Origin of the sequence: Enterobacter sp. 2VL (genome assembly GCF_005503595.1) — a bacterium.
Classification (GTDB): Bacteria; Pseudomonadota; Gammaproteobacteria; order Enterobacterales; family Enterobacteriaceae; genus Enterobacter; species Enterobacter cancerogenus.
Genome location: NZ_SCNE01000001.1, coordinates 865,522 through 888,788 on the forward strand (window position 1 = coordinate 865,522; position 23,267 = coordinate 888,788).

The following is a 23,267-nucleotide window of genomic DNA, read 5'->3' on the forward strand; positions in this document are numbered from 1 at the left end:
TGTTCACGCAACACCAAAGTTGTTTCAGTCAACGGAGTATTACATGTCCAGAAGGCTTCGCAGAACCAAGATCGTAACCACCTTAGGCCCGGCCACCGATCGCGACAATAACCTCGAAAAAATTATTGCCGCAGGCGCCAACGTGGTGCGTATGAACTTCTCTCACGGTACACCAGAAGACCATAAACTACGTGCTGACAAAGTCCGCGAAATCGCGGCTAAACTGGGCCGTCACGTTGCCATCCTCGGTGACCTGCAGGGTCCAAAAATTCGCGTATCCACCTTCAAAGAAGGGAAAGTCTTCCTCAATATTGGCGATAAGTTCCTGCTTGATGCCAACCTGAGCAAAGGCGAAGGCGACAAAGAGAAAGTCGGTATCGATTACAAAGGCCTGCCTGCAGACGTGGTGCCTGGCGACATCCTGCTGCTCGACGACGGTCGCGTGCAGCTCAAAGTGCTGGAAGTTCAGGGCATGAAGGTGTTTACCGAAGTCACCGTTGGCGGCCCACTCTCCAACAACAAAGGCATCAACAAGCTCGGCGGCGGCCTTTCAGCGGAAGCGCTGACCGAAAAAGACAAAGCCGATATCGTGACAGCCGCGCAGATTGGCGTTGACTATCTGGCCGTCTCCTTCCCGCGCTGCGGCGAAGATCTGAACTACGCGCGTCGTCTGGCACGCGATGCGGGCTGCGACGCTAAGATCGTGGCTAAAGTCGAACGCGCTGAAGCGGTGTGCGACCAGGATGCGATGGACGATGTCATTCTGGCCTCTGACGTGGTGATGGTTGCCCGTGGCGACCTGGGCGTGGAAATTGGCGACCCTGAACTCGTCGGTATCCAGAAAGCGCTGATCCGCCGTGCGCGCCAGCTGAACCGTGCGGTGATCACCGCGACCCAGATGATGGAGTCGATGATCACTAACCCAATGCCGACCCGTGCGGAAGTGATGGACGTGGCGAACGCCGTGCTCGACGGTACCGATGCGGTTATGCTGTCAGCGGAAACCGCTGCAGGTCAGTATCCTGCTGAAACCGTGGCCGCTATGGCGCGCGTCTGCCTGGGTGCTGAAAAAATCCCAAGCATCAACGTCTCCAAACACCGTCTGGATATTCAGTTCGACAACGTGGAAGAAGCGATTGCGATGTCCGCGATGTATGCCGCCAACCACCTGAAAGGGGTGACCGCGATCATCACCATGACGGAGTCTGGCCGTACCGCACTGATGACCTCCCGTATCAGCTCCGGCTTGCCTATCTTTGCGATGTCTCGCCACGAGCGCACGCTGAACCTCACGGCGCTCTATCGCGGCGTTACGCCGGTACACTTCGACAGCGCCAACGACGGCGTTGCGGCGGCTAACGATGCGGTGAACCTGCTGCGCGATAAAGGCTATCTGGTGTCCGGCGATATCGTGATCGTGACCCAGGGTGATGTCATGAGCACCATCGGCTCTACCAACACCACCCGCGTTATGACGGTCGAGTAATCGCGACGGTAAGGACGAAACCCTCTCCCTGCGGGGAGAGGGTCAATGCGAAGGGTAATTTACTTCTTAGGGAAAAGCTCTTTGCGTTTATACGGCTCGATTTCCCCAGGCTTACGCGTTTTGAGCAGCTTGAGTATCCACGTGTACTGTTCTTTATGCGGCCCCACCAGCAGCTCCACCTCTTCGTTCATGCGGCGCGCAATGGTCGTGTCGTCGGCGGTCAGTAAGTCATCCATCGGCGGACGCACTTCAATGCTCAGACGATGCGTTTTGCCGTCATAAACGGGGAACAGCGGGATCACGCGCGCGCGACACACTTTCATCAGGCGACCAATCGCCGGTAGTGTCGCTTTATAGGTGGCGAAGAAATCCACGAACTCGCTATGCTCGGGTCCATGATCCTGGTCCGGCAGATAGTAACCCCAGTAGCCCTGACGCACGGACTGGATAAACGGCTTGATACCGTCGTTGCGCGCATGCAGGCGACCCCCAAAGCGGCGACGCACGGTGTTCCAGACAAAATCAAAAATCTTATTGCCCTGGTTGTGGAACATGGCCGCCATCTTCTGCCCCTGAGAAGCCATCAGCATCGCGGGAATGTCCACTCCCCAGCCGTGAGGCACCAGGAAAATCACCTTCTCGTCGTTGCGACGCATTTCCTCAATGATGTCCATCCCTTTCCAGTCGACGCGCGGCAGGACCTTCTCCGGCCCTTTCAGCGCCAGCTCGGCCATCATCGCCATCGCCTGGGGGGCGGTGGTATACATGGCATCAATAATTGCCTCGCGCTCGGCCTCGCTCTTTTCCGGGAAACAGTACAGAAGATTAATCTGCGCACGGCGACGCGCGCTTTTGCCCATGCGACCAGCCAGGCGACCAACCGTACCCAGGAACGGGTCCCGCACGGATGCCGGGAGCAAAGCTATCCCCGCAAACGCATAAACGCCAAGCCAGGCTCCCCAGTTTCGCGGATGGCGGAAAGATTTTTCATACTCAGGAATGTATTCAATATTGTTTTTTTTAGTTTCCATGCTGATTCCAGGGTCGGGTGACGCAAAAAATTATTCAGATAGTGTAGCGAGGCTGCGGCCCGCGCACAAAAGAAAAAGCCGGCGCACAGGGAGCCGGCTTTGCAGTAAAACAGAGGGCTTAGTCGAAGCGCAGCTGTGGCATCACCTCTTTGACCTGCGCCAGGTAGTCGGTACGATCTTTACCCGTCAGGCCTTCCGTGCGCGGCAGTTTCGCCGTCAGCGGATTCACCGCCTGCTGGTTGATCCACACTTCATAGTGCAGGTGCGGCCCGGTTGAACGCCCGGTATTGCCCGAAAGCGCAATGCGGTCTCCGCGCTTCACTTTCTGACCCGGTTTGACCAGCAACTTACGCAGGTGCATATAGCGTGTGGTGTAGGTACGGCCATGACGAACCGCCACGTAATAGCCGGCCGCGCCGCTGCGTTTGGCCATAACGACTTCACCGTCACCCACCGCCAGTACTGGCGTGCCCTGCGGCATCGCGAAGTCCACGCCACGGTGCGGCGCAATGCGGCCCGTGACCGGGTTCAGACGACGCGGGTTAAAGTTGGAGGAGACGCGGAACTGTTTTGCGGTCGGGAAACGCAGGAAACCTTTCGCAAGGCCTGTCCCGTTACGGTCGTAGAACTTACCGTTTTCGGCGCGAATAGCATAATAATCTTTGCCCGCAGAACGCAGACGCACGCCAAGCAGCTGGCTCTGTTCGCGTTTGCCGTCAAGCATCTCGCGAGACATCAGCACAGAGAACTCATCGCCTTTTTTCAATTTGCGGAAGTCCATCTGCCACTGCATGGCTTTGATAACCGAGCTGATTTCAGCGCTGGTCAGGCCGGCATCCCGTGCCGCAGAGACGAAGCTCCCCCCAACGGTGCCTTTCATCACGCTGTTGACCCAGTCGCCCTGCTGCATTTCGCTGGTCATCTTAAAACCGTTTGCCGTGCGATCGTAGGTGCGGGTTTCACGACGCGACATTTCCCACGTCAGGCGCTGTAAATCACCGTCTGTGGTTAGCGTCCAGGAGAGTTGTTGACCAATCTTGAGGTTGCGTAACTCTTTATCCGAGGCCGCGAGCTGGCTGATATCACCCATCTCGATGCCGTACTGGTTGAGCACACTGCTTAGCGTATCGCCCGTCGACACGACATATTCGTGAATGCCTGCTTCATTGGCGATTTTATCATCCAACTCATCCTGAGGGATCGCTTCATCTTCCTGCGCAGCCTGATCGATAGGCTCGCTGGCTTCAGGCAGAAGAGAACGAATTTCACTCTTTTCAAGCTCGATGGTTTTGATGATAGGGGCAGAACTCGGGTGGTAAACATAGGGCCGCCAGACGGCGACCGCTAAGGTGAGAACCGTAAGCGACCCCAGCATAACGCGATGGGGTCGAGGCAAATTGTTAAATGCCAGGGCGACAGAGCGGGCTATCTGTTGCACGTATTCACTTCCTCGTTAATCTCCTTTCAGGCAGCTCGCATACTGGTTCGCCAGTTGGCTGAGGAACTGCGAATAGCTCGCTTTGCTCAACTGGATGTTCGTTCCTAGCGGGTCAAGGGTACCCATGCGCACGGATGTTCCCCTGGCCACGGCTTCTACGACCGCTGGCCTGAACTGTGGCTCAGCAAAAACGCATGTCGCTTTTTGCTCAACCAACTGTGTTCTGATTTCATGTAAACGCTGCGCACCAGGCTGAATTTCCGGGTTGACGGTGAAATGCCCCAGCGGGGTCAGACCGTAGTGTTTTTCGTAATAGCCGTAGGCGTCATGAAAAACGAAATACCCTTTTCCTTTCAGCGGCGCGAGCTCGTTACCCACCTGTTTATCGGTTGCGGCTAATTGTGCCTCAAAATCCTTCAGGTTGGCGTCAAGTTTGGCTCGACTTTGCGGCATAAGTTCCACTAATTTGTCGTGGATTGCAACCGCGGACAGGCGCGCTATCTCAGGGGAAAGCCACAGGTGCATGTTGTATTCACCATGATGGTGATCGCCGTCACCTTTTTCGCCGTGAGCATGATCGTGACCGTGTTCGTCGCCATCGTCGTCAGACCCTTTCATGAGCAACGGTTTCACGCCAGCAAGTTCAGCAATGGTGACCTGTTTCTGCGCAGGCACCTGTTTAGCCGTCTTCTGCATGAAGGCTTCCATCTCGGGACCAATCCACACAACTAAGTCCGCGTTTTGTAAGCGTTTTACATCAGAAGGACGCAAAGAATAGTCATGCTCAGAAGCACCGTCAGGCAGTAACACCTGCGTCTCCGTGACGCCATCAGCAATGGCAGACGCGATAAATCCAAGCGGTTTAAGCGAAGCGACAACAGCGGCGTTAACATCTTGTGCTGTTGTACCCCAAAGGGCAGCGGATAATGCTGCGAAAAGAAGCGTATTTTTCTGTAACATAATGCGACTAATCATCGTAATGAATGTGGGGAATGTGATATTATAACATTTCACGACTTCTGCAAGCGTAAATTGACATGACGACTTTGGTTTCTCTCGAAAAAATTTCGGTCTCCTTTGGTCAGCGCCGCGTCCTCTCTGACGTGTCGCTTGACCTGAAGCCCGGTAAAATTTTAACGCTGCTCGGCCCCAACGGTGCGGGTAAATCGACGCTTGTGCGCGTGGTGCTCGGCCTGATAGCACCTGATGAAGGGGTTATCAAGCGCGACGGACAGCTGCGTATTGGCTATGTGCCGCAGAAATTACACCTGGACGCGACCCTGCCGCTGACGGTCAGCCGCTTTTTGCGCCTTCGTCCCGGTACGCGTAAAGACGATATTCTGCCGGCGCTCAAACGTGTCCAGGCCGGTCATCTGATTGACGCCCCCCTGCAAAAACTCTCGGGCGGCGAAACCCAGCGTGTCTTGCTGGCGCGGGCATTGTTAAGCAGCCCGCAGCTGCTGGTGCTTGATGAACCGACGCAGGGCGTTGACGTCAATGGCCAGGTTGCCCTCTACGATCTGATCGACCAGCTGCGCCGCGAGCTAAACTGTGCGGTACTCATGGTATCGCACGATCTGCATCTGGTCATGGCGAAGACCGACGAAGTGCTGTGTCTGAACCATCACATCTGCTGCTCCGGCACGCCAGAGGTCGTTTCAATGCACCCGGAGTTTATCTCAATGTTTGGACACCGGGGTGCCGAGCAGTTGGGCATTTATCGCCATAATCACAACCACCGCCATGATTTACAGGGACGAATTGTCCTGCGTCGGGGAAATGGACACTCATGATTGAACTGTTACTGCCCGGCTGGCTGGCCGGGGTTATGCTTGCCTGCGCCGCCGGGCCTTTAGGCTCATTCGTTGTCTGGCGCAGAATGTCTTACTTCGGCGATACCCTGGCACACGCCTCGTTGCTGGGCGTGGCCTTTGGCTTGCTGCTGAATATCAATCCGTTTTACGCCGTGATAGTGGTCACGCTGCTGCTGGCCGCCGGGCTGGTCTGGCTGGAAAAACGCCCTCACCTCGCTATTGATACGCTGCTCGGCATCATGGCGCACAGCGCCCTGTCGCTGGGTCTGGTGGTCGTGAGCCTGATGTCAAACATCCGCGTGGATTTAATGGCCTACCTGTTCGGCGATCTCCTCGCGGTGACGCCGGAAGACCTGATCTCGATCGCCATTGGCGTGGTGGTTGTGCTGGGGATCCTCTTCTGGCAGTGGCGCAATCTTCTGGCGATGACCATCAGCCCGGATCTGGCCTTCGTTGATGGGGTGAAGCTTCAGCGCGTGAAGCTGCTGCTGATGCTGGTCACAGCGTTAACCATTGGCGTAGCCATGAAGTTTGTTGGTGCGTTGATCATTACGTCCCTGCTGATTATCCCCGCCGCCACCGCGCGTCGTTTTGCCCGTACGCCGGAGCAGATGGCAGGCATTGCGGTGATTATCGGGATGATTGCGGTAACGGGCGGGTTAACCTTCTCCGCGTTCTACGACACGCCAGCAGGCCCTTCTGTGGTATTGAGTGCGGCAGTGTTATTTATCTTCAGTATGATGAAAAAGACCGCGCAGTAGTCAGTATGTCCCCGGTGACGCTTCGCTTACCGGGGCGACAAAATCAACAGAATATCCGTAAGCCGGATTAGGCGAAGCCGCCATCCGGCATGATTTACGGCATTGCTGGCGGGGTAATCCCGAAATGATCCCATGCCCGCACCGTCGCCATTCGCCCGCGCGGGGTGCGCTGTAAGAACCCCTGCTGGATCAGATACGGCTCAAGCACGTCCTCAATCGTTTCACGCTCTTCCCCGATTGCCGCGGCAAGGTTATCCAGCCCCACCGGCCCACCAAAGAATTTATCCAGGATCGCCAGCAGCAGCTTACGGTCCATGTAGTCAAAGCCTTCCGCATCGACATTCAGCATATCCAGCGCCTGGGCTGCAATATCGGCTGAGATCGAACCATCGTGCTTCACTTCGGCGAAATCACGCACGCGACGCAGCAGACGGTTAGCGATTCGCGGCGTGCCACGGGAGCGTTTCGCCACCTCGTAAGCCCCTTCTTCGCTCATCTCCAGCCCCATAAAGCGCGCGCTGCGCCCCACGATGTGCTGGAGATCCGGCACCTGGTAAAACTCCAGACGCTGAACAATGCCGAAGCGGTCACGCAGGGGCGACGTCAGGGAGCCTGCGCGGGTGGTTGCGCCAATCAGGGTGAACGGCGGCAGGTCAATCTTGATTGAGCGCGCCGCCGGGCCTTCGCCGATCATGATATCCAGCTGATAATCTTCCATCGCCGGATAGAGCACCTCTTCCACCACCGGTGACAGACGGTGGATCTCATCGATAAACAGGACATCGTGCGGTTCGAGGTTGGTGAGCATCGCCGCGAGATCGCCCGCTTTCTCCAGCACCGGGCCGGAAGTGGTGCGCAGGTTGACGCCCATTTCGTTGGCGACAATGTTCGCCAGCGTGGTTTTCCCTAACCCCGGCGGGCCAAAAATCAACAGGTGATCGAGCGCGTCGCCGCGCAGTTTGGCCGCCTGGATGAAGATTTCCATCTGAGAGCGAACCTGCGGCTGGCCGATATATTCATCCAGCAATTTGGGGCGGATCGCGCGGTCCACCACATCTTCTGGCACACTGCTGACGGCCGATACCAGACGGTCTGCTTCAATCATCCTTTACCTCACAATGCAGCGCGCAGCGCTTCACGTATCAGAGTTTCACTGCCGGCATCCGGTTTGGCCACTTTACTTACCATACGGCTGGCTTCCTGAGGTTTATAGCCCAGCGCCACCAGCGCGGCAACTGCTTCCTGTTCCGCATCATCCGATGACGGCGCGCCCGGCGAGGTGAGTACCAGGTCAGCGGCAGGGGTAAACAGATCGCCATGCAGGCCTTTGAAGCGGTCTTTCATTTCGACAATCAGGCGTTCTGCGGTTTTTTTACCGATGCCCGGCAGCTTAATCAGCGCGGCGGGATCTTCACGCTCAACGGCATTCACAAACTGCGGCGCAGACATCCCGGACAGGATCGCCAGCGCCAGTTTTGGGCCCACGCCGTTGGTTTTAATTAACTCACGGAACAGCATCCGCTCTTGTTTGTTGTTGAAGCCATAGAGCAGCTGAGCATCTTCACGCACCACGAACTGCGTAAAAACTATCGCCTCTTTACCTGCGTCAGGCAGCTCATAGAAGCAGGTCATCGGCATATGGACTTCATAGCCCACGCCACCCACTTCCAGCAGCACTAACGGGGGTTGTTTTTCAAGGATGATGCCTCTGAGTCTGCCTATCACATGACGCTCCTGCGTTCTGGAAAATGTTTATCTGGCGACATAATAAAAAAAGGCTGGATAAACATCCAGCCTGATTTACTATTATCGTAACCTGCCTCTCGCCAGATTAAGCCGCGACTCGCTCATCTGCATCGCGTTCTGGCTGACGTGGCAATGGGTTATTGCAATCGCCAGCGCATCGGCGGCATCGGCCTGCGGGTTGGCGGGAAGCTTCAGCAAGGTACGCACCATGTGCTGCACCTGGCTTTTTTCCGCGCTACCTATGCCGACCACCGTCTGCTTGACCTGTCTTGCCGCATACTCGAACACGGGCAAATCCTGGTTCACGGCGGCAACAATTGCCACACCGCGCGCCTGGCCCAGCTTGAGTGCTGAATCGGCGTTTTTCGCCATAAAGACCTGCTCGATGGCGAAATAGTCCGGCTGAAACTGGGTGATAATCTCCGACACGCCTGCATAAATCAGCTTCAGGCGTGATGGCAGATCGTCGACCTTTGTGCGAATACAGCCGCTGCCCAGGTAGGTTAACTGCCGTCCAACCTGACGGATGACACCATAACCGGTGATGCGCGAGCCGGGGTCAATCCCAAGGATTATCGACATCGCGCGTCTCCACTTACGACAAGGTTAAGCCACGCCATTATAGCGTTGCCGCCACCTCATCAGAGATTTCACCGTTGTGGTACACTTCCTGCACGTCGTCGCAATCTTCAAGCATGTCGATCAGACGCAGCAGTTTTGGTGCCGTTTCAGCATCCATGTCTGCTTTGGTAGACGGGATCATAGAGACTTCAGCGTTGTCCGCTTTCAGGCCCGCCGCTTCCAGCGCGTCACGCACGGCACCCATCTCTTCCCACGCGGTATACACGTCGATAGCGCCGTCGTCGTAGGTCACCACGTCTTCCGCACCCGCTTCCAGCGCAGCTTCCATGATCACATCTTCATCGCCTTTCTCAAACGAGATCACGCCTTTTTTGCTGAACAGGTAAGCCACAGAGCCGTCGGTACCCAGGTTGCCACCGGTTTTGGTGAAGGCATGGCGCACTTCAGCAACGGTACGATTACGGTTGTCGGACAGGCATTCCACCATGACCGCAGTACCGCCAGGGCCGTAACCTTCATAAATGATGGTTTCCATGTTCGCGTCTTCATCACCGCCCACGCCGCGTGCGATAGCACGGTTCAGGGTGTCACGCGTCATGTTGTTCGACAATGCTTTATCGATGGCCGCGCGCAGACGTGGGTTGGAACCCGCATCGCCGCCGCCCAGACGTGCTGCCGTTACCAGCTCACGAATGATTTTGGTAAAGATTTTACCGCGCTTGGCATCCTGTGCCGCTTTACGGTGTTTGGTGTTGGCCCACTTACTATGACCTGCCATAAAAAGTTCTCCAAAAATCGCGCCTTCTCAGGCAGCGTTAATTACAAATTCTTCAATCGCCTGCCGGTTGCTCCACGACTTGGTCAGCGCGGCGGCATCCGTCGCGTTCACCCAGCGGTAGGTCAGGTGTTCCGTGAACACGATCTCCCGTTCGTGGGGGAGCGCGAGACAGAACCACGATTCCGTATTGCGCTCAATCCCCGGCGCATAGCGATGACGTAAATGGCTAAAAATTTCAAACTCCACCGTGCGCTGACAGTCCTTCAGGGTCAGTTGCTCACTGGCAACGTCAATAGTGACCTCTTCCTTTACTTCACGCGCGGCGGCCTGCGACGCGGTCTCCCCCTCTTCCAGGCTGCCGGTAACCGACTGCCAGAAATCAGGGTCATCACGCCGCTGCAACATCAGCACCCGCTTCGTATCTTCTGCATAAATGACCACCAGAACAGAAACGGGACGCTTATATGCCATATCAGTTTTTCTCGTCCTTCTTCACCACTTCAATGCCTAACTCAGCCAGTGAAGCCGGGTTAGCAAAGCTTGGTGCTTCGGTCATCAGACACGCAGCAGCCGTGGTTTTCGGGAAGGCGATAACATCGCGAATGTTGTCGGTGCCGGTCAGCAGCATGGTCAGACGGTCAAGACCGAATGCAAGACCCGCGTGCGGCGGCGTACCGTATTTCAGGGCGTCCAGCAGGAAGCCGAACTTCTCGCGCTGCTCCTGCTCGTTAATGCCCAGAATACCGAACACGGTCTGCTGCATCTCGCCGCTGTGAATACGCACGGAACCACCGCCCACTTCGTAGCCGTTGATGACCATGTCATAGGCGTTCGCTACCGCCTCTTCCGGGGCCGCTTTCAGCTCTGCCGCCGTCATGTCTTTTGGCGAGGTGAACGGGTGGTGCATTGCGGTCAGGCCGCCTTCGCCGTCGTCTTCAAACATCGGGAAGTCGATAACCCACAGCGGTGCCCATTTGGTTTCGTCGGTCAGGCTCAGGTCTTTGCCGAGCTTCAGACGCAGCGCGCCCATCGCATCCGCAACGACTTTTTTGTTGTCTGCGCCGAAGAAGATCATATCGCCGTCCTGCGCGCTGGTGCGCTCAAGGATCGCTTCTACAATGTCCGCGTTCAGGAACTTCGCCACCGGGCTGGTGATACCTTCCAGGCCTTTCGCGCGTTCGGTCACTTTAATATAGGCCAGGCCTTTCGCGCCGTAGATTTTGATGAAATTGCCGTAGTCGTCAATCTGCTTACGGCTTAAGCTGGCACCGCCCGGTACGCGCAGGGCAGCCACACGGCCTTTGGCATCGTTAGCCGGGCCAGCGAAGACCGCGAACTCAACGGATTTCACCAGGTCCGCCACGTCCACCAGCTCCATCGGGTTACGCAGGTCTGGTTTGTCGGAGCCGTAGCGACGCTCGGCTTCGGCGAAGGTCATGATGGGGAAGTCGCCCAGCTCAACGCCTTTGACGTCGTTCCACAGGCCGCGCACCAGCGCTTCCATCACTTCACGCACCTGCTCGGCGGTCATGAAGGAGGTTTCCACATCGATCTGGGTAAATTCTGGCTGACGGTCAGCACGCAGGTCTTCGTCGCGGAAGCATTTTACAATCTGATAGTAGCGATCGAAGCCGGACATCATCAGCAGCTGTTTGAACAGCTGAGGAGACTGCGGCAGCGCGTAGAACTTGCCTTTATGAACGCGGGACGGGACCAGGTAATCGCGCGCGCCTTCCGGCGTGGCTTTGGTCAGCATCGGGGTTTCGATATCCAGGAAACCGTGGTCATCCATAAAGCGGCGCACCAGGCTGGTGATTTTCGCACGGGTCTTCAGGCGCTGAGCCATTTCCGGGCGACGCAGATCCAGGTAGCGGTATTTCAGGCGTGCTTCTTCGGTGTTGACGTGGTTGGAGTCCAGCGGCAGCGCTTCGGCACGGTTGATGATGACCAGATCGGAGGCCAGCACTTCAACTGCGCCCGTCGCCATCTCTGCATTGACGTTTTTCTCGTCACGCGCACGCACGGTGCCGGTCACCTGGATGCAGAACTCATTACGCAGCTCAGACGCCAGCTTCAACGCCTCTGCGCGATCGGGATCGAAGAACACCTGAACAATACCTTCGCGGTCGCGCATATCGATAAAGATAAGGCTACCGAGATCGCGACGGCGATTGACCCAACCACACAGGGTAACCTGCTGCCCGACGTGGGACTGACGCAGCTGCCCGCAATATTCTGTACGCATGAGATATCCCTTAATTAGCCGCAGGCTAAATGTTGCCTGATGTACAGGCTACTATGTCGCAGCTTTCTGTATGTCACAACTGGATGAAAAAAGGCGGCTATTATACTGGAAATTCCGCCCGACGATAAGAGCGAAGCACGGTCTGACGGTGGTTTGCTGCGCTCTAATTGCGCATTCTCACAAAAATTAACAAAATTATCCGCCCGATAACAGGGAATAACGTCGTAAGGTGTAACCAAAGCGATTCATTTAACTGGAGTTACTATGTTCACACTTGATGCCACCAAAACTGCACTTGTCGTCATTGATTTGCAGGAAGGGATCCTCCCTTTTGCCGGTGGTCCGCATACTGCTGACGAGGTGGTGAGCCGTGCCGCTCGCCTGGCGGAAAAATGCCGCGCCAGCGGTGCGCCCGTGGTCATGGTGCGCGTAGGCTGGTCAGCCGACTTCGCCGAAGCGCTGAAGCAGCCTGTCGACGCGCAGGCCCCGGCGCACGCGCTGCCGGAAAACTGGTGGACCTATCCAGAGTCTCTCGGTAAACGCGACAGCGACCTTGAAGTGACCAAACGCCAGTGGGGCGCGTTCTACGGTACCGATCTTGAGCTGCAGCTGCGCCGCCGCGGGATCGACACTATCATCCTGTGCGGGATCTCCACCAATATCGGCGTGGAATCCACCGCGCGCAACGCCTGGGAGCTGGGTTTTAACCTGGTCATCGCTGAGGATGCCTGTAGCGCAGCCTCTTCCGATCAGCATCAGGGCAGCATGACCCACATCTTCCCGCGCATTGGCCGCGTGCGCAGCACGGACGAGATTGTTAACGCCCTATGATGTACGTGGGCCTGCCTCAGTGGTCGCACCCGAAGTGGGTGCGCCTTGGCATCACCAGCCTTGAAGAGTATGCCCGACACTTCAACTGCGTGGAGGGAAATACCACGCTTTATGCCCTGCCTCGCGCCGAGATTGTCGCGCGCTGGCGCGAGCAGACCACCGACGCGTTTCGCTTCTGCTTTAAATTCCCGGCAACCATCTCGCACACCGCCGCCCTGCGCAACTGCGGTGATTTAACCGAAGAGTTTTTCACCCGGATGTCGCCGCTGGCTAACCGCATCGGGCAGTACTGGCTCCAGCTTCCCGCCGTCTTTGGCCCGCGCGATCTGCCTGCGCTGTGGCAGTTTCTTGATGCCCTGCCCCGGGAATTCACCTACGGTGTAGAGGTCAGGCATCCCGAGTTCTTTGCCAAAGGCGAGGCTGAGAAAGCGCTGAACCGCGGGCTGCACGAGCGGGGCATTAACCGCGTCATTCTCGATTCCAGACCGGTACACAGCGCGATCCCCCACAGTGAAGCCATTATTGACGCCCAGCGTAAAAAGCCCAAAGTCCCGGTGCATGCGGTGCTGACCGCCGCTAACCCGATGGTCCGGTTTATCGGCAGCGATAACATGCAGCAAAATCGTGAATTGTTTAGCGTCTGGCTGCAAACGTTGCCGAAATGGGAGCAAACCACCACGCCGTATCTGTTTTTACACACCCCCGATATCGCCCAGGCCCCTGAACTGGTCGATGCTCTCTGGCAGGCCTTGCAGGCTGCGGTTCCGTCTGTCGGCAGCGCCCCCGCCATTCCACAACAATCTTCTCTTTTCTGAAATCACCCCCTATCATAGAGACGTACCATCTGCCAAAAACAGGGAGTTAGTATGGTCAGCGCGCTGTATGCGGTGTTAGGTGCATTACTGCTGATTAAGTTTTCATTTGATGTTGTGCGCCTGAGGATGCAATACCGCGTCTCCTACGGTGACGGTGGGTTCTCTGAACTGCAAAGTGCCATCCGCATTCATGGCAATGCGGTCGAGTACATCCCCGTGGCATTAATTATGCTGCTGTTTATGGAGATGAACGGTGCGGAGACCTGGATGGTTCACGTCTGTGGTTTACTGCTGATTGCGGGCCGGTTGATGCACTACTACGGCTTCCACCAGCGCCTGTTCCGCTGGCGTCGTTCCGGCATGAGCGCGACATGGGCGTCGCTTTTGCTGATGGTGCTGGCTAACCTTTGGTATATGCCGTGGGAGTTGGTTTTCTCCTTGCGTTAGCGCACAATACGCCCCTTTATTTTTCCCGGATTTTTACGTTATGTCAGATCGCGACACGCTTTTTTCCGCGCCTATCGCCAGCCTGGGCGACTGGACCTTTGATGAACGGGTAGCCGAAGTCTTCCCGGATATGATCCAGCGCTCTGTTCCCGGATATTCCAATATCATCTCGATGATCGGCATGCTGGCTGAACGCTTCGTTCAACCCGGCACGCAGGTCTATGACCTGGGCTGTTCGCTCGGCGCGGCAACGCTGTCGGTACGTCGTAACGTTCGCCATGACGGCTGCAAAATCATTGCCGTCGACAACTCGCCTGCCATGGTGGAACGCTGCCGCCGACACATCGACGCCTATAAAGCCCCGACGCCGGTAGAGGTTGTGGAAGGCGATATTCGCGATATCGACATCTCGAATGCGTCGATGGTGGTACTGAATTTTACCCTGCAGTTCCTGGTGCCTGAAGACCGCCAGCTGTTGCTGGATAAAATTTATCAGGGTCTGAATCCGGGCGGCGCGCTGGTGCTCTCTGAGAAGTTTAGCTTTGAAGACAAGGACGTAGGCGAGCTGCTGTTCAATATGCACCACGATTTCAAACGTGCGAACGGCTACAGCGAGCTGGAGATCAGCCAGAAGCGCAGCATGCTCGAAAACGTCATGCTCACGGATTCCGTTGAAACACACAAAGCCCGACTGCGTCAGTCAGGGTTTGAGCACAGCGAACTGTGGTTCCAGTGCTTTAACTTTGGCTCGCTGGTCGCCCTGAAAGCTGAGGATGTCGCATGATCGAGTTCGGCAATTTCTATCAGCTGATTGCGAAAAATCATCTCTCCCACTGGCTGGAAACCCTGCCTGCGCAGATCGCTACCTGGCAGCGGGACCAGCAGCACGGCCTGCTGAAGCAGTGGTCTAATGCGGTGGAGTTTCTGCCGGAGCTGACCCCGCACCGTCTGGACCTGCTGCACAGCGTCACCGCGGAAAGCGACGCACCGCTGTCCGAGGGGCAACGAAACCGTATTGAAACGCTGATGCGTAACCTGATGCCGTGGCGCAAAGGGCCGTTCTCGCTGTATGGCGTGAACATCAATACCGAATGGCGTTCTGACTGGAAATGGGATCGCGTTCTGCCCCACCTGTCGGACCTCACCGGGCGCACGATCCTGGACGTCGGCTGTGGCAGCGGCTACCACATGTGGCGCATGATTGGCGCAGGCGCGCACCTGGCGGTGGGTATCGACCCGATGCAGCTGTTCCTGTGCCAGTTCGAAGCGGTGCGTAAACTGCTGGGCAACGACCAGCGCGCCCACCTGCTGCCGCTGGGCATTGAGCAACTCCCTGCCCTGAAAGCGTTCGACACGGTGTTCTCCATGGGCGTGCTGTATCACCGTCGCTCCCCGCTGGAGCACCTGTGGCAGCTGAAGGATCAGCTGGTCAGCGGCGGCGAACTGGTGCTGGAAACGCTGGTGGTGGAAGGCGACGAGCACACCGTGCTGGTCCCGGGCGATCGTTATGCGCAGATGCGAAACGTCTACTTTATTCCGTCCGCGCTGGCGCTGAAAAACTGGCTCGAGAAGTGCGGGTTTGTGGATGTGCGTATTGCGGATGTCTGCGTGACCTCCATCGAAGAGCAGCGCCGCACCGACTGGATGATCACCGAATCGCTGGAGCAGTTCCTCGACCTGGACGACCACAGCAAGACCGTCGAAGGCTATCCGGCACCGATGCGCGCGGTGTTGATAGCGACAAAGCCGTAGATTTTGCCCCCTCACCCCGGCCCTCTCCCTAAAGGGGCGAGGGAGAAAAGACCGCACCGTACAGTCCCCTCTCCTCTTTGGGGAGAGGGTTAGGGTGAGGGGGATAAAAAAAGGCCCCTGTTGAAATTGCAGGGGCCTGGTACAAGCAAGCATCATATTGGGCGACATGATGCGCGGTAAAAATCGGTACGTTGCTACACGTGATGACGTTCAATCAGCGATTTCATTACCGCAACCGACTCTCCATCTACACCGTAGCGCGAGTACTCATCCGCTTCAGCATCCGTCGACATAGACAACCCTGTATTGCGATAACGCATGGGTGACGGTATCCATTTCCCCGCTGAGCTGTGAAGCTCTTCTACCCCTGCGTTTAAAAACAGTTCCAGATTGCTGGCGCGTACTCCTGCGCCCGCCATAATGATTGGAACACCGGAATGTGCTTTTAGTTCCGTAATTAATTGCAGTCCTTTTTCAGCTGATGCTTGCTGGCCGGACGTCAGGACGCGGGCCACGCCAAGTTCCGCCAGCGTATCAAAGGCTTGAAGAGGTGCTTTACACATATCAAACGCGCGATGAAAGGTGACGGCCATCCCCTTTGCGGCCGCTATTACCTGGCGCATGCGGGGAAGATCGACATTGCCGTCTTCATCAAGCAGGCCGGTCACCAGCCCAGGGAAGCCCAGGTCGCGCACGAGGGCGATATCATCAAGCATGGCACTGAATTCACCCGCTGTGTAACAAAAATCACCGCCGCGCGGGCGGACGATCGGGTGTACCGGGATCGTGACGTCCCGGCGGGCAGATTTCAGCACGCCGTACGACGGCGTCAGCCCGCCCTCTTTCGGTGCCGCACAGAGTTCAATGCGATCGGCCCCGCGAATTTGCGCCGTAACGGCACACTCCACGCTGTAACAACAAATCTCCAGCAGCGCCATCTTTTCCTCCCTAAAATTGATTCAACACGCTATCGTGACACGCTCACCGCAAGGGGTCTTCGCCTGGCGTCACAACTCTGATGCTTCGCTGGCGACAATCTGCTCTATCGTCCACGGATGAAATTTCACCGTCACCTGTCCGTCGGTGACCGCCAGCGTCGGGTTAGGCAAACGCTCGCGTTCGCCTTTCGGGGAACTCGTTTTGACAAAGACCCCCGGCTTGCTTAAGCCTTCGTCAGATAACAGCGCCAGCGCACGGGCATTCAGGCCGTCAGGCTCGCCCGGCAGAACAATTTCGATATGCTCCCAGCCTTCGTGCGGATAGCGTTTTTCACCCGGCCAGGGCAGTTCCACCACCGTGAAGCGCCAGTGCGCCACACAGACCGGTTCATGCAGTTTGAACAGACAAATTGGCCGCCCGTTAATGATGTTTTCAGAAAGCAACTCGCCGCACTGTTCAAATCCACGACGCCAGCGCTCGGCCGTCGCGTTTTGATGGCAGCGTAAAGAGATGTGATCGGCCTCAAGCGGTGCAATATCCAGACCGAGGCGGGTGGCAAGTTCTGTGAACGCCTGGGTGAAGCGCGGTAAATCTGCGGAAATATCATGCAGTTCGTCAATGGAGTGCCAGTTCGCCATACGTCAGTCTCTTTTCGGGTCGCAAAGCCGCTAATTTACTCTGTTGCCCGCCGTCAACCAACCGCAGATTCGGGGTTTTTATTACTGCATGATTATGCACACCTTCTTAGCCTGGATTCTGAGCAATCTTCAGCCCCCGCAGGGCTGACGCACGCGGGCATTTGCAGTATACTCGCGCCCTAAATTCTTTAACTGGTGTGGGTGGATGTTAACCCGCAGCAAAAACGTAAGGTATCCAGGTGAATATTCAGGCTCTTCTCTCAGAAAAAGTCAGTCAGGCACTGATTGCCGCAGGTGCGCCTGCGGATTGCGAACCGCAGGTTCGTCAGTCAGCAAAAGTACAGTTTGGCGACTATCAGGCTAACGGCGTGATGGCAGTGGCTAAAAAACTGGGCATGCCACCGCGACAGCTCGCTGAGCAGGTACTGACGCATCTGGATCTCACCGGCATTGCCAGCAAAACCGAAATTGCCGGCCCCGGCTTTATCAACATCTTCCTGGAACCTGCGTTCCTGGCAAGCCACGTTGACGCGGCGCTGAAATCTGACCGTCTGGGTGTTTCCCAGCCAGAGCCGCAGACCATCGTGATCGACTACTCCGCCCCGAACGTGGCGAAAGAGATGCACGTGGGCCACCTGCGCTCCACCATCATCGGTGATGCCGCCGTGCGCACCAACGAGTTCCTCGGCCACAAGGTGATCCGTGCGAACCACGTGGGCGACTGGGGTACACAGTTCGGCATGCTGATTGCTTACCTGGAAAAACAGCAGCAGGAAAACGCGGGTGAAATGGCGCTGGCAGACCTGGAAGGGTTCTACCGTGAAGCCAAAAAACACTACGATGAAGACGAAGCCTTCGCCGAGCGCGCGCGCAGCTACGTAGTAAAACTACAGGGCGGCGATCAATACTTCCTCGAGATGTGGCGCAAGCTGGTGGATATCACCATGTCCCAGAACCAGCTCACCTACAACCGCCTGAACGTCACGCTGACCCGTGACGACGTGATGGGTGAAAGCCTGTACAACCCAATGCTGCCGGGTATTGTGGCGGATCTGAAAGCCAAAAACCTGGCGGTAGAGAGTGAAGGCGCAACGGTGGTGTTCCTTGATGAGTACAAAAACAAGGAAGGCGAACCGATGGGCGTGATCATCCAGAAAAAGGATGGCGGCTACCTCTACACCACTACCGATATCGCCTGCGCAAAATACCGCTACGAAACCCTGCACGCCGACCGCGTGCTGTACTACATCGATTCCCGTCAGCACCAGCACCTGATGCAGGCGTGGACTATCGTGCGTAAAGCGGGCTACGTGCCTGATTCCGTTCCGCTGGAACACCACATGTTCGGCATGATGCTGGGCAAAGACGGCAAACCGTTCAAAACCCGCGCCGGTGGCACGGTTAAACTTTCTGACCTGCTGGACGAAGCGCTGGAACGCGCCCGCCGTCTGGTGGCCGAGAAGAACCCGGACATGCCTGCCGATGAGCTGGAAAAACTGGCGAACGCCGTCGGTATTGGTGCGGTGAAATACGCGGATCTCTCCAAGAACCGCACCACCGACTACATCTTCGACTGGGATAACATGCTGGCGTTTGAAGGTAACACGGCACCGTACATGCAGTACGCTTACACCCGCGTGCTCTCGGTGTTCCGCAAAGCCAATATCGACGAAAGCGCGCTGGCTAACGCCACGGTCACCATCACGGAAGATCGTGAAGCGCAGCTGGCCGCGCGTCTGCTGCAGTTCGAAGAGACGCTGGCGGTTGTCGCGCGTGACGGCACCCCGCACGTGATGTGTTCCTATCTGTACGATCTCGCCGGCCTGTTCTCTGGCTTCTACGAGCACTGCCCTATCCTGTCGGCAGAGAGCGACTCGGTACGCAATAGCCGCCTGAAGCTGGCGCAGCTAACGGCGAAGACCCTGAAGCTGGGTCTGGATACCCTGGGTATCGAAACCGTAGAACGGATGTAAAAAAAAACCCGGCGGTCGCCGGGTTTTTTATGAATGATTGCGCTTAGTCGTGAACGAGCACCTGGAAGGTATCTAATTCATACTCCTTGCCGTTATAGCCGATGCAGCATCCTCTGCTGAGGTGGCTTCCTGCTTTACCTACAAAGAGGCCATTATCGAATTTTGCACGTGCAACATAGAGCTTCGCACCATTGGCTTCATGCCCCGCCTCAACCATATTTGGTGGGAAATGTTTACCCTTAACGTCTACCCATTTTAACGCGCCCACGTAAATTTCAAATTCATTACACAGATGCTCGCTTCCTCCCCACGGGATCCACGCCGTATTGCCGAACACCCATTTCCCTGGATGAATACCATTATTCAGTTTTGCGCGAATAATAAACAACGGTGAAGGTCCTTTAATACCTGGGACCCCTATTTCATAACCGGCTACCGGCGCGTCCAACGGAATAAACTCATCTTTTTTCGCTGATTTCCACATAATAATTTCCTTTTAAGTTTAAAAAATTATCCGTAAATAAAATGATTAGAATTCTGAGATAGAATGAATAGCCAACTCATTGTTCAGACTTTGAAAAATAATTACCTTAGCCAGTGATATTTCCTGCCCCTTTGCATTCATGAAACGGCGAAGCGCAATAAAGGTATGCAGCTGGCCAGCCACGAGCTGGCTACCGACAAACAGTAGCGGGGTATAGCCTGCGCCATCGATATCCTTGAAAACCGTTTCGAACATTTGAAGTTGTTCATCCGACATTTTATCGGCATACATATTTACAGAAGGGTTAACAACAATGCTGCCCATTGTATTTTCCATTGCATCACTCCTTAAATGTGTATTGGAAGAATCTTAATGCAATTAAAAAATAGGATAACTACTGAATATATTTCGTGAAGCGAATCACACTTTAATAATAGCCCAAATTTATTTTAAGACTATTATTCACGTCATAAATATGAGCAGAGCATCATATTGATGGCGTATTATATTTACCCGGCGTTATCATAAAAAAAGCCCCTTTAAAGAGGGGCTTTACAGTAATGAAATTATTAAGCAGGTGTCAGAAATATTTGCGCAAATACTCCGTTAAACACAAAATCGCCATCGCCTGCCCGTACGGCATCGAGGTCAGCGGGATCTGCCGGTAGAACTCAAGATCGCTGCCCATCCCCGTCCCGAACGACGTCTGCAACAGCTCCCCTTCCGGCGAGATATTGTTCACGATACCGCGAATCGCTTTATCGGCGACCTCCGCATACTCCGCGCCGACATAGCGCTTACGCACCGCTTTGAGGATCCCGTAGGCAAACCCTGCCGTGGCCGACGCCTCCAGATACGAGTCCGGATCGTCGAGCAGCGTATGCCACAGCCCGCTGTCGTCCTGACATTTCGCCAGCGCCGCAATTTGTGCATTCAGCACTTGCACCAGATACCGACGCACAGCGTTGTTTTCAGGCAGATCGACCAGCTCAAGGAAGTCCGGGATGACGATAGTCAGCCAGCTGTTGCCGCGCGCCCAGCGGGCATGGGCAAAGTTGTGGTTGCCGTCGAAGTTCCAGCCGTGGAACCACAGGCCGGTTTCCCTGTCCATCAGGTTCTGGACGTGTAGCAGGAACTGATACACCGCCTCTTCCACGTACTCCGGTTTGTTGAGCAGCTTGCCGATTTTCGCCAGCGGCAGCACCGTCATCATCAGCGTGTCGTCCCACATCTGCTGGTGGTTCTCTTCCGCCAGCGTGATGTGCTGCATACCGCCATGCTCGGTACGTGGCATCTCATTCATCGCCCACTCCGCCCAGCTCTCCAGCCACGGCAGCCAGGCCGGATTGCGCGTCTCTTCATAGCGGTAGGCCAGGGTCAGGAACGGCGACATGGTATTGACGTTTTTGGTGGTCGCGCCTTCGGCAAAACGCGCGTCAAACCAGCCGTCAATAATGTCGCGCATCGTCTCATCGCCGGTCTGGCAGTAGTACTGCCAGATTCCGTACAGCCCCACGCCGTGCGTCCACTCCCAGCCTGCCCAGCCTTTGGTATCGATCACGCGCCCGTCGTCCAGCCGCAGCAGAAACTCGCCGGTTTTGTCGTGGATGTTCACCAGGTTATGGGTCACCTTGTGAATCAACGATTTCAGTTCATCCCGCGCGATAAAACGCGCAGGCTGACACAGTAATGGGCTATGTTTGACAGGCCAAACTTTCATCATCTTAACCTCTGTTGTATGTCGAATTCAGTACCGCGCGATCCTTCAGCGAAGGGGCCGCCGGCTTATTGCGATTCAGATAACCGATGTTGTTATTGCCCCACAGCGATTCGTACGGCATACCGGCCAGCATCTCGACGGTTGCGCGGGCCTGCGGCGTGGCCGTCTCCGGCATGGCGCGCCCCGTCTCGAGCATTTTGGCGGTCTCTTCGCGCAGCGTGCTGTGCGTCTGCAAATTAAGTCTGAAGCGCAGGGAAACCAGGAAGCCGCAGAACAGCACCAGAATGGTTCCCACGCTCAGGATCATCAGAATGGTGTGGCTCACTTCGGCAGGCTGCACCTTCTGCCCGCTCACAAAGCCGGACATCTGCATCACGATACCCACCAGCATCACCGCACCGGCCTGGGAGGCTTTACGGGTCAGGGTCATGATGCCGGCAAAAATCCCTTCACGGCGCTGGCCGGTGATCACTTCATCCACGTCAGCAATGTAGGTGTAAGTGTTCCACGGAACGTAGTTGATGCCCCCGCGCCCCAGACCGGCCACGGCTGAAACCAGCAACAGCAGCGAGTAGATATCGCTCAGCCCGGCGTAATAGAGCATCGCGTAGGAGAGCGAGGCCAGCCCAAAGAGCACCACCACCATCCGGTAAGACGGCGCAGGACCAAAACGGATGCACAGCGGGATCATCGCTATCACGGCGATAAACTGGAAAATCGCCATGGTGCCCAGCAGGTTAGAGGCCATTGACGCCTCCTGCATCAGCACGAACACCACGTAATAGGTGAAGACGGCGTTGAACACGTCCTGCGCGATGTAGCCGCCCAGATACATCCCCAGATGCTGGCGGAAAATTTTGATGCGCAGGGTCGAACTTAACTCGACGAAAAGGCGGTTGAGGCTCTGCCCGAGCGTCAGCTTTTTCTTCTCTTCTTCGGCGCGCAGTGCCGCTTCTGACCACTCCTCACGCGGGCGCTCCCAGGTGAAGAACCAGACGAAAATCAGCATTAGCGCGCACAGCACGGAGAAGACCAGGCTTGCATAGAAGAAGGAGACGGCGTTGTCTTTACCGAAGTGGGTCAGCAGAATACCCGGCAGGAAGGAGGCCAGAATGGCGGACATCTGCGCCATAGAGATACGCGCGCCGGAGAACTTGGTTTTCTGTTTGAAGTCATCGGTCATTTCCGGCACCAGCGTTTCGTACGGCACCAGAATCATGGTGTAGACAATATCAAACACCAGGTAGGTCAGTAGGTAGTACCAGAAGCTCATATCCCCGATCCACATCAGGGAGTAGCTGAACACGCACGGAATACCCAGCAGGATAAAGAACTTACGGCGGCCAAAGCGTTTGCCAAGCCAGGTGGTGCCAAAGTTATCGGTCATAAAGCCCATCAGCGGGCTGACAACGGCGTCCAGCACCCTTGCCGCAGCAAAGATAAAGGTCGCCTCGATAGGGGAAAGTCCGCAGAAGGTCGTATAAAAATATAAAAGCCAGGCAGCCGTCAGCGCAGTCGTCCCTGCCCCGAGGAAATCACCTGACCCATAAGCAAGATAATTTGCGAGTCCGATTTTACGTGTTTTCATTGCCGTCAGCCCTAATCAGTTTTAGGAGACTCCCTGTAAGCAAACCTCGTCCGGGAGTTTTTACACGGCTACAGTAAAAGTATCGACCTGTTGAAACCTTTCTGTTTCTGCCATCGCTTCGTCGTGAATGGCAAAAATGCAAAGAGTGTCGTCACGCGTGTCACTGATTTATAAAACAGCGTTTCTATTGCATCAAAAG

General features: G+C 56.0%; 24 protein-coding genes. 9 read left to right on the plus strand and 15 right to left on the minus strand.

Features of this window, described 5'->3' with window-relative positions; genetic code table 11:
• The first annotated feature begins 43 nt into the window (after positions 1-43).
• Entirely contained in the window at positions 44-1,486 is a 1,443-nt protein-coding gene (gene pyk / locus FFS28_RS04030) for a pyruvate kinase (RefSeq protein WP_006176040.1), read from the plus strand.
• 59 nt (positions 1,487-1,545) lie between these two features.
• Here the strand turns inward: pyk and lpxM are convergent, their stop codons facing one another.
• The 3 genes from lpxM to znuA form a co-directional block, all read right to left on the minus strand.
• Positions 1,546-2,517 (minus strand): lauroyl-Kdo(2)-lipid IV(A) myristoyltransferase, encoded by a 972-nt coding sequence (gene lpxM / locus FFS28_RS04035; RefSeq protein ID WP_058610194.1) that lies wholly within the window; start codon positions 2,515-2,517, stop codon positions 1,546-1,548.
• A 118-nt stretch (positions 2,518-2,635) separates the two neighbouring features.
• On the minus strand, positions 2,636-3,955 hold the full coding sequence (mepM, locus tag FFS28_RS04040) for a murein DD-endopeptidase MepM (protein WP_137848843.1): 1,320 nt from the start codon (positions 3,953-3,955) through the stop codon (positions 2,636-2,638).
• Between the two features lie 15 nt (positions 3,956-3,970).
• A complete protein-coding gene (gene znuA, locus FFS28_RS04045; RefSeq protein ID WP_042320059.1) occupies positions 3,971-4,915 on the minus strand; it encodes a zinc ABC transporter substrate-binding protein ZnuA in 945 nt (314 codons plus the stop codon).
• Positions 4,916-4,992: 77 nt separating this feature from the next.
• On the opposite strand from znuA, the gene znuC reads away from it, so the two are divergent.
• The gene (gene znuC, locus FFS28_RS04050; RefSeq protein WP_006176044.1) at positions 4,993-5,748 is read left to right on the plus strand and encodes a zinc ABC transporter ATP-binding protein ZnuC; all 756 of its coding nucleotides are present in this window, start codon (positions 4,993-4,995) and stop codon (positions 5,746-5,748) included.
• Positions 5,745-6,530, plus strand: coding sequence for a zinc ABC transporter permease subunit ZnuB (gene znuB, locus FFS28_RS04055; RefSeq protein WP_137848844.1), 786 nt, complete (start codon positions 5,745-5,747; stop codon positions 6,528-6,530). The genes znuC and znuB overlap by 4 nt, the downstream gene beginning before the upstream one ends.
• Before the next feature lie 94 nt (positions 6,531-6,624).
• On the opposite strand, the gene ruvB is transcribed toward znuB, so the two are convergent.
• The 6 genes from ruvB to aspS form a co-directional block, all read right to left on the minus strand.
• Positions 6,625-7,635 (minus strand): Holliday junction branch migration DNA helicase RuvB, encoded by a 1,011-nt coding sequence (gene ruvB, locus FFS28_RS04060; protein ID WP_137848845.1) that lies wholly within the window; start codon positions 7,633-7,635, stop codon positions 6,625-6,627.
• Between the two features lie 8 nt (positions 7,636-7,643).
• On the minus strand, positions 7,644-8,255 hold the full coding sequence (gene ruvA, locus FFS28_RS04065; protein WP_006176047.1) for a Holliday junction branch migration protein RuvA: 612 nt from the start codon (positions 8,253-8,255) through the stop codon (positions 7,644-7,646).
• Between the two features lie 81 nt (positions 8,256-8,336).
• Positions 8,337-8,858 (minus strand): crossover junction endodeoxyribonuclease RuvC, encoded by a 522-nt coding sequence (gene ruvC, locus FFS28_RS04070; protein ID WP_006176048.1) that lies wholly within the window; start codon positions 8,856-8,858, stop codon positions 8,337-8,339.
• A gap of 37 nt (positions 8,859-8,895) precedes the next feature.
• Entirely contained in the window at positions 8,896-9,636 is a 741-nt protein-coding gene (locus FFS28_RS04075; protein ID WP_137848846.1) for a YebC/PmpR family DNA-binding transcriptional regulator, read from the minus strand.
• A gap of 27 nt (positions 9,637-9,663) precedes the next feature.
• Positions 9,664-10,107, minus strand: coding sequence for a dihydroneopterin triphosphate diphosphatase (gene nudB, locus FFS28_RS04080; RefSeq protein ID WP_006176050.1), 444 nt, complete (start codon positions 10,105-10,107; stop codon positions 9,664-9,666).
• 1 nt (position 10,108) lies between these two features.
• Positions 10,109-11,881 carry an aspartate--tRNA ligase gene (gene aspS / locus FFS28_RS04085; protein WP_137848847.1) on the minus strand — a complete coding sequence of 591 codons (1,773 nt, stop codon included), beginning with the start codon at positions 11,879-11,881 and terminating at the stop codon, positions 10,109-10,111.
• Positions 11,882-12,145: 264 nt separating this feature from the next.
• Between aspS and FFS28_RS04090 the strand changes: the two genes are divergently transcribed.
• Genes FFS28_RS04090 through cmoB form a run of 5 tightly spaced genes read left to right on the plus strand, consistent with a single transcriptional unit; the run spans position 12,146 to position 15,726 of the window.
• Entirely contained in the window at positions 12,146-12,712 is a 567-nt protein-coding gene (locus FFS28_RS04090) for a hydrolase (RefSeq protein ID WP_137848848.1), read from the plus strand.
• Positions 12,709-13,527, plus strand: a complete 819-nt coding sequence (locus tag FFS28_RS04095) for a DUF72 domain-containing protein (protein WP_137848849.1) — start codon at positions 12,709-12,711, stop codon at positions 13,525-13,527. Before FFS28_RS04090 ends, FFS28_RS04095 begins: the two co-directional genes overlap by 4 nt.
• Before the next feature lie 51 nt (positions 13,528-13,578).
• Positions 13,579-13,974 carry an MAPEG family protein gene (locus tag FFS28_RS04100; protein WP_006176055.1) on the plus strand — a complete coding sequence of 132 codons (396 nt, stop codon included), beginning with the start codon at positions 13,579-13,581 and terminating at the stop codon, positions 13,972-13,974.
• 40 nt (positions 13,975-14,014) lie between these two features.
• The gene (gene cmoA, locus FFS28_RS04105; RefSeq protein ID WP_006176056.1) at positions 14,015-14,758 is read left to right on the plus strand and encodes a carboxy-S-adenosyl-L-methionine synthase CmoA; all 744 of its coding nucleotides are present in this window, start codon (positions 14,015-14,017) and stop codon (positions 14,756-14,758) included.
• Positions 14,755-15,726 carry a tRNA 5-methoxyuridine(34)/uridine 5-oxyacetic acid(34) synthase CmoB gene (cmoB, locus tag FFS28_RS04110; RefSeq protein ID WP_137848850.1) on the plus strand — a complete coding sequence of 324 codons (972 nt, stop codon included), beginning with the start codon at positions 14,755-14,757 and terminating at the stop codon, positions 15,724-15,726. Before cmoA ends, cmoB begins: the two co-directional genes overlap by 4 nt.
• A 194-nt stretch (positions 15,727-15,920) precedes the next feature.
• Here the strand turns inward: cmoB and cutC are convergent, their stop codons facing one another.
• Both cutC and FFS28_RS04120 read right to left on the minus strand, forming a co-directional pair.
• Positions 15,921-16,664 carry a copper homeostasis protein CutC gene (gene cutC / locus FFS28_RS04115; protein WP_137848851.1) on the minus strand — a complete coding sequence of 248 codons (744 nt, stop codon included), beginning with the start codon at positions 16,662-16,664 and terminating at the stop codon, positions 15,921-15,923.
• A gap of 69 nt (positions 16,665-16,733) precedes the next feature.
• The gene (locus FFS28_RS04120) at positions 16,734-17,303 is read right to left on the minus strand and encodes a VOC family protein (RefSeq protein WP_137272488.1); all 570 of its coding nucleotides are present in this window, start codon (positions 17,301-17,303) and stop codon (positions 16,734-16,736) included.
• A gap of 239 nt (positions 17,304-17,542) precedes the next feature.
• On the opposite strand from FFS28_RS04120, the gene argS reads away from it, so the two are divergent.
• Entirely contained in the window at positions 17,543-19,276 is a 1,734-nt protein-coding gene (gene argS / locus FFS28_RS04125) for an arginine--tRNA ligase (RefSeq protein ID WP_088208255.1), read from the plus strand.
• 43 nt (positions 19,277-19,319) lie between these two features.
• Here the strand turns inward: argS and FFS28_RS04130 are convergent, their stop codons facing one another.
• The 4 genes from FFS28_RS04130 to FFS28_RS04145 all read right to left on the minus strand — a co-directional run bounded on the left by FFS28_RS04130 (position 19,320) and on the right by FFS28_RS04145 (position 23,068).
• Positions 19,320-19,760 (minus strand): DUF3421 domain-containing protein, encoded by a 441-nt coding sequence (locus FFS28_RS04130; RefSeq protein ID WP_137848852.1) that lies wholly within the window; start codon positions 19,758-19,760, stop codon positions 19,320-19,322.
• Between the two features lie 45 nt (positions 19,761-19,805).
• A complete protein-coding gene (locus FFS28_RS04135; RefSeq protein WP_137848853.1) occupies positions 19,806-20,096 on the minus strand; it encodes a hypothetical protein in 291 nt (96 codons plus the stop codon).
• Between the two features lie 244 nt (positions 20,097-20,340).
• The gene (bglB, locus tag FFS28_RS04140; protein WP_137848854.1) at positions 20,341-21,480 is read right to left on the minus strand and encodes a beta-galactosidase BglB; all 1,140 of its coding nucleotides are present in this window, start codon (positions 21,478-21,480) and stop codon (positions 20,341-20,343) included.
• A gap of 4 nt (positions 21,481-21,484) precedes the next feature.
• Entirely contained in the window at positions 21,485-23,068 is a 1,584-nt protein-coding gene (locus tag FFS28_RS04145; RefSeq protein ID WP_137848855.1) for an MFS transporter, read from the minus strand.
• Between the last annotated feature and the right edge of the window lie 199 nt (positions 23,069-23,267).

What these genes read in the sequence shown, in the direction of transcription:
- pyk (WP_006176040.1), top strand. Translation starts at nt 44, where the DNA reads ATGTCCAGAAGGCTTCGCAGAACCAAGATCGTAACCACCTTAGGCCCG.
- lpxM (WP_058610194.1), bottom strand. Translation starts at nt 2,517, where the DNA reads ATGGAAACTAAAAAAAACAATATTGAATACATTCCTGAGTATGAAAAA.
- znuA (WP_042320059.1), bottom strand. Translation starts at nt 4,915, where the DNA reads ATGTTACAGAAAAATACGCTTCTTTTCGCAGCATTATCCGCTGCCCTT.
- znuC (WP_006176044.1), top strand. Translation starts at nt 4,993, where the DNA reads ATGACGACTTTGGTTTCTCTCGAAAAAATTTCGGTCTCCTTTGGTCAG.
- znuB (WP_137848844.1), top strand. Translation starts at nt 5,745, where the DNA reads ATGATTGAACTGTTACTGCCCGGCTGGCTGGCCGGGGTTATGCTTGCC.
- ruvB (WP_137848845.1), bottom strand. Translation starts at nt 7,635, where the DNA reads ATGATTGAAGCAGACCGTCTGGTATCGGCCGTCAGCAGTGTGCCAGAA.
- ruvC (WP_006176048.1), bottom strand. Translation starts at nt 8,858, where the DNA reads ATGTCGATAATCCTTGGGATTGACCCCGGCTCGCGCATCACCGGTTAT.
- FFS28_RS04075 (WP_137848846.1), bottom strand. Translation starts at nt 9,636, where the DNA reads ATGGCAGGTCATAGTAAGTGGGCCAACACCAAACACCGTAAAGCGGCA.
- nudB (WP_006176050.1), bottom strand. Translation starts at nt 10,107, where the DNA reads ATGGCATATAAGCGTCCCGTTTCTGTTCTGGTGGTCATTTATGCAGAA.
- aspS (WP_137848847.1), bottom strand. Translation starts at nt 11,881, where the DNA reads ATGCGTACAGAATATTGCGGGCAGCTGCGTCAGTCCCACGTCGGGCAG.
- FFS28_RS04090 (WP_137848848.1), top strand. Translation starts at nt 12,146, where the DNA reads ATGTTCACACTTGATGCCACCAAAACTGCACTTGTCGTCATTGATTTG.
- FFS28_RS04095 (WP_137848849.1), top strand. Translation starts at nt 12,709, where the DNA reads ATGATGTACGTGGGCCTGCCTCAGTGGTCGCACCCGAAGTGGGTGCGC.
- FFS28_RS04100 (WP_006176055.1), top strand. Translation starts at nt 13,579, where the DNA reads ATGGTCAGCGCGCTGTATGCGGTGTTAGGTGCATTACTGCTGATTAAG.
- cmoA (WP_006176056.1), top strand. Translation starts at nt 14,015, where the DNA reads ATGTCAGATCGCGACACGCTTTTTTCCGCGCCTATCGCCAGCCTGGGC.
- cmoB (WP_137848850.1), top strand. Translation starts at nt 14,755, where the DNA reads ATGATCGAGTTCGGCAATTTCTATCAGCTGATTGCGAAAAATCATCTC.
- cutC (WP_137848851.1), bottom strand. Translation starts at nt 16,664, where the DNA reads ATGGCGCTGCTGGAGATTTGTTGTTACAGCGTGGAGTGTGCCGTTACG.
- FFS28_RS04120 (WP_137272488.1), bottom strand. Translation starts at nt 17,303, where the DNA reads ATGGCGAACTGGCACTCCATTGACGAACTGCATGATATTTCCGCAGAT.
- FFS28_RS04130 (WP_137848852.1), bottom strand. Translation starts at nt 19,760, where the DNA reads ATGTGGAAATCAGCGAAAAAAGATGAGTTTATTCCGTTGGACGCGCCG.
- FFS28_RS04135 (WP_137848853.1), bottom strand. Translation starts at nt 20,096, where the DNA reads ATGGAAAATACAATGGGCAGCATTGTTGTTAACCCTTCTGTAAATATG.
- bglB (WP_137848854.1), bottom strand. Translation starts at nt 21,480, where the DNA reads ATGAAAGTTTGGCCTGTCAAACATAGCCCATTACTGTGTCAGCCTGCG.
- FFS28_RS04145 (WP_137848855.1), bottom strand. Translation starts at nt 23,068, where the DNA reads ATGAAAACACGTAAAATCGGACTCGCAAATTATCTTGCTTATGGGTCA.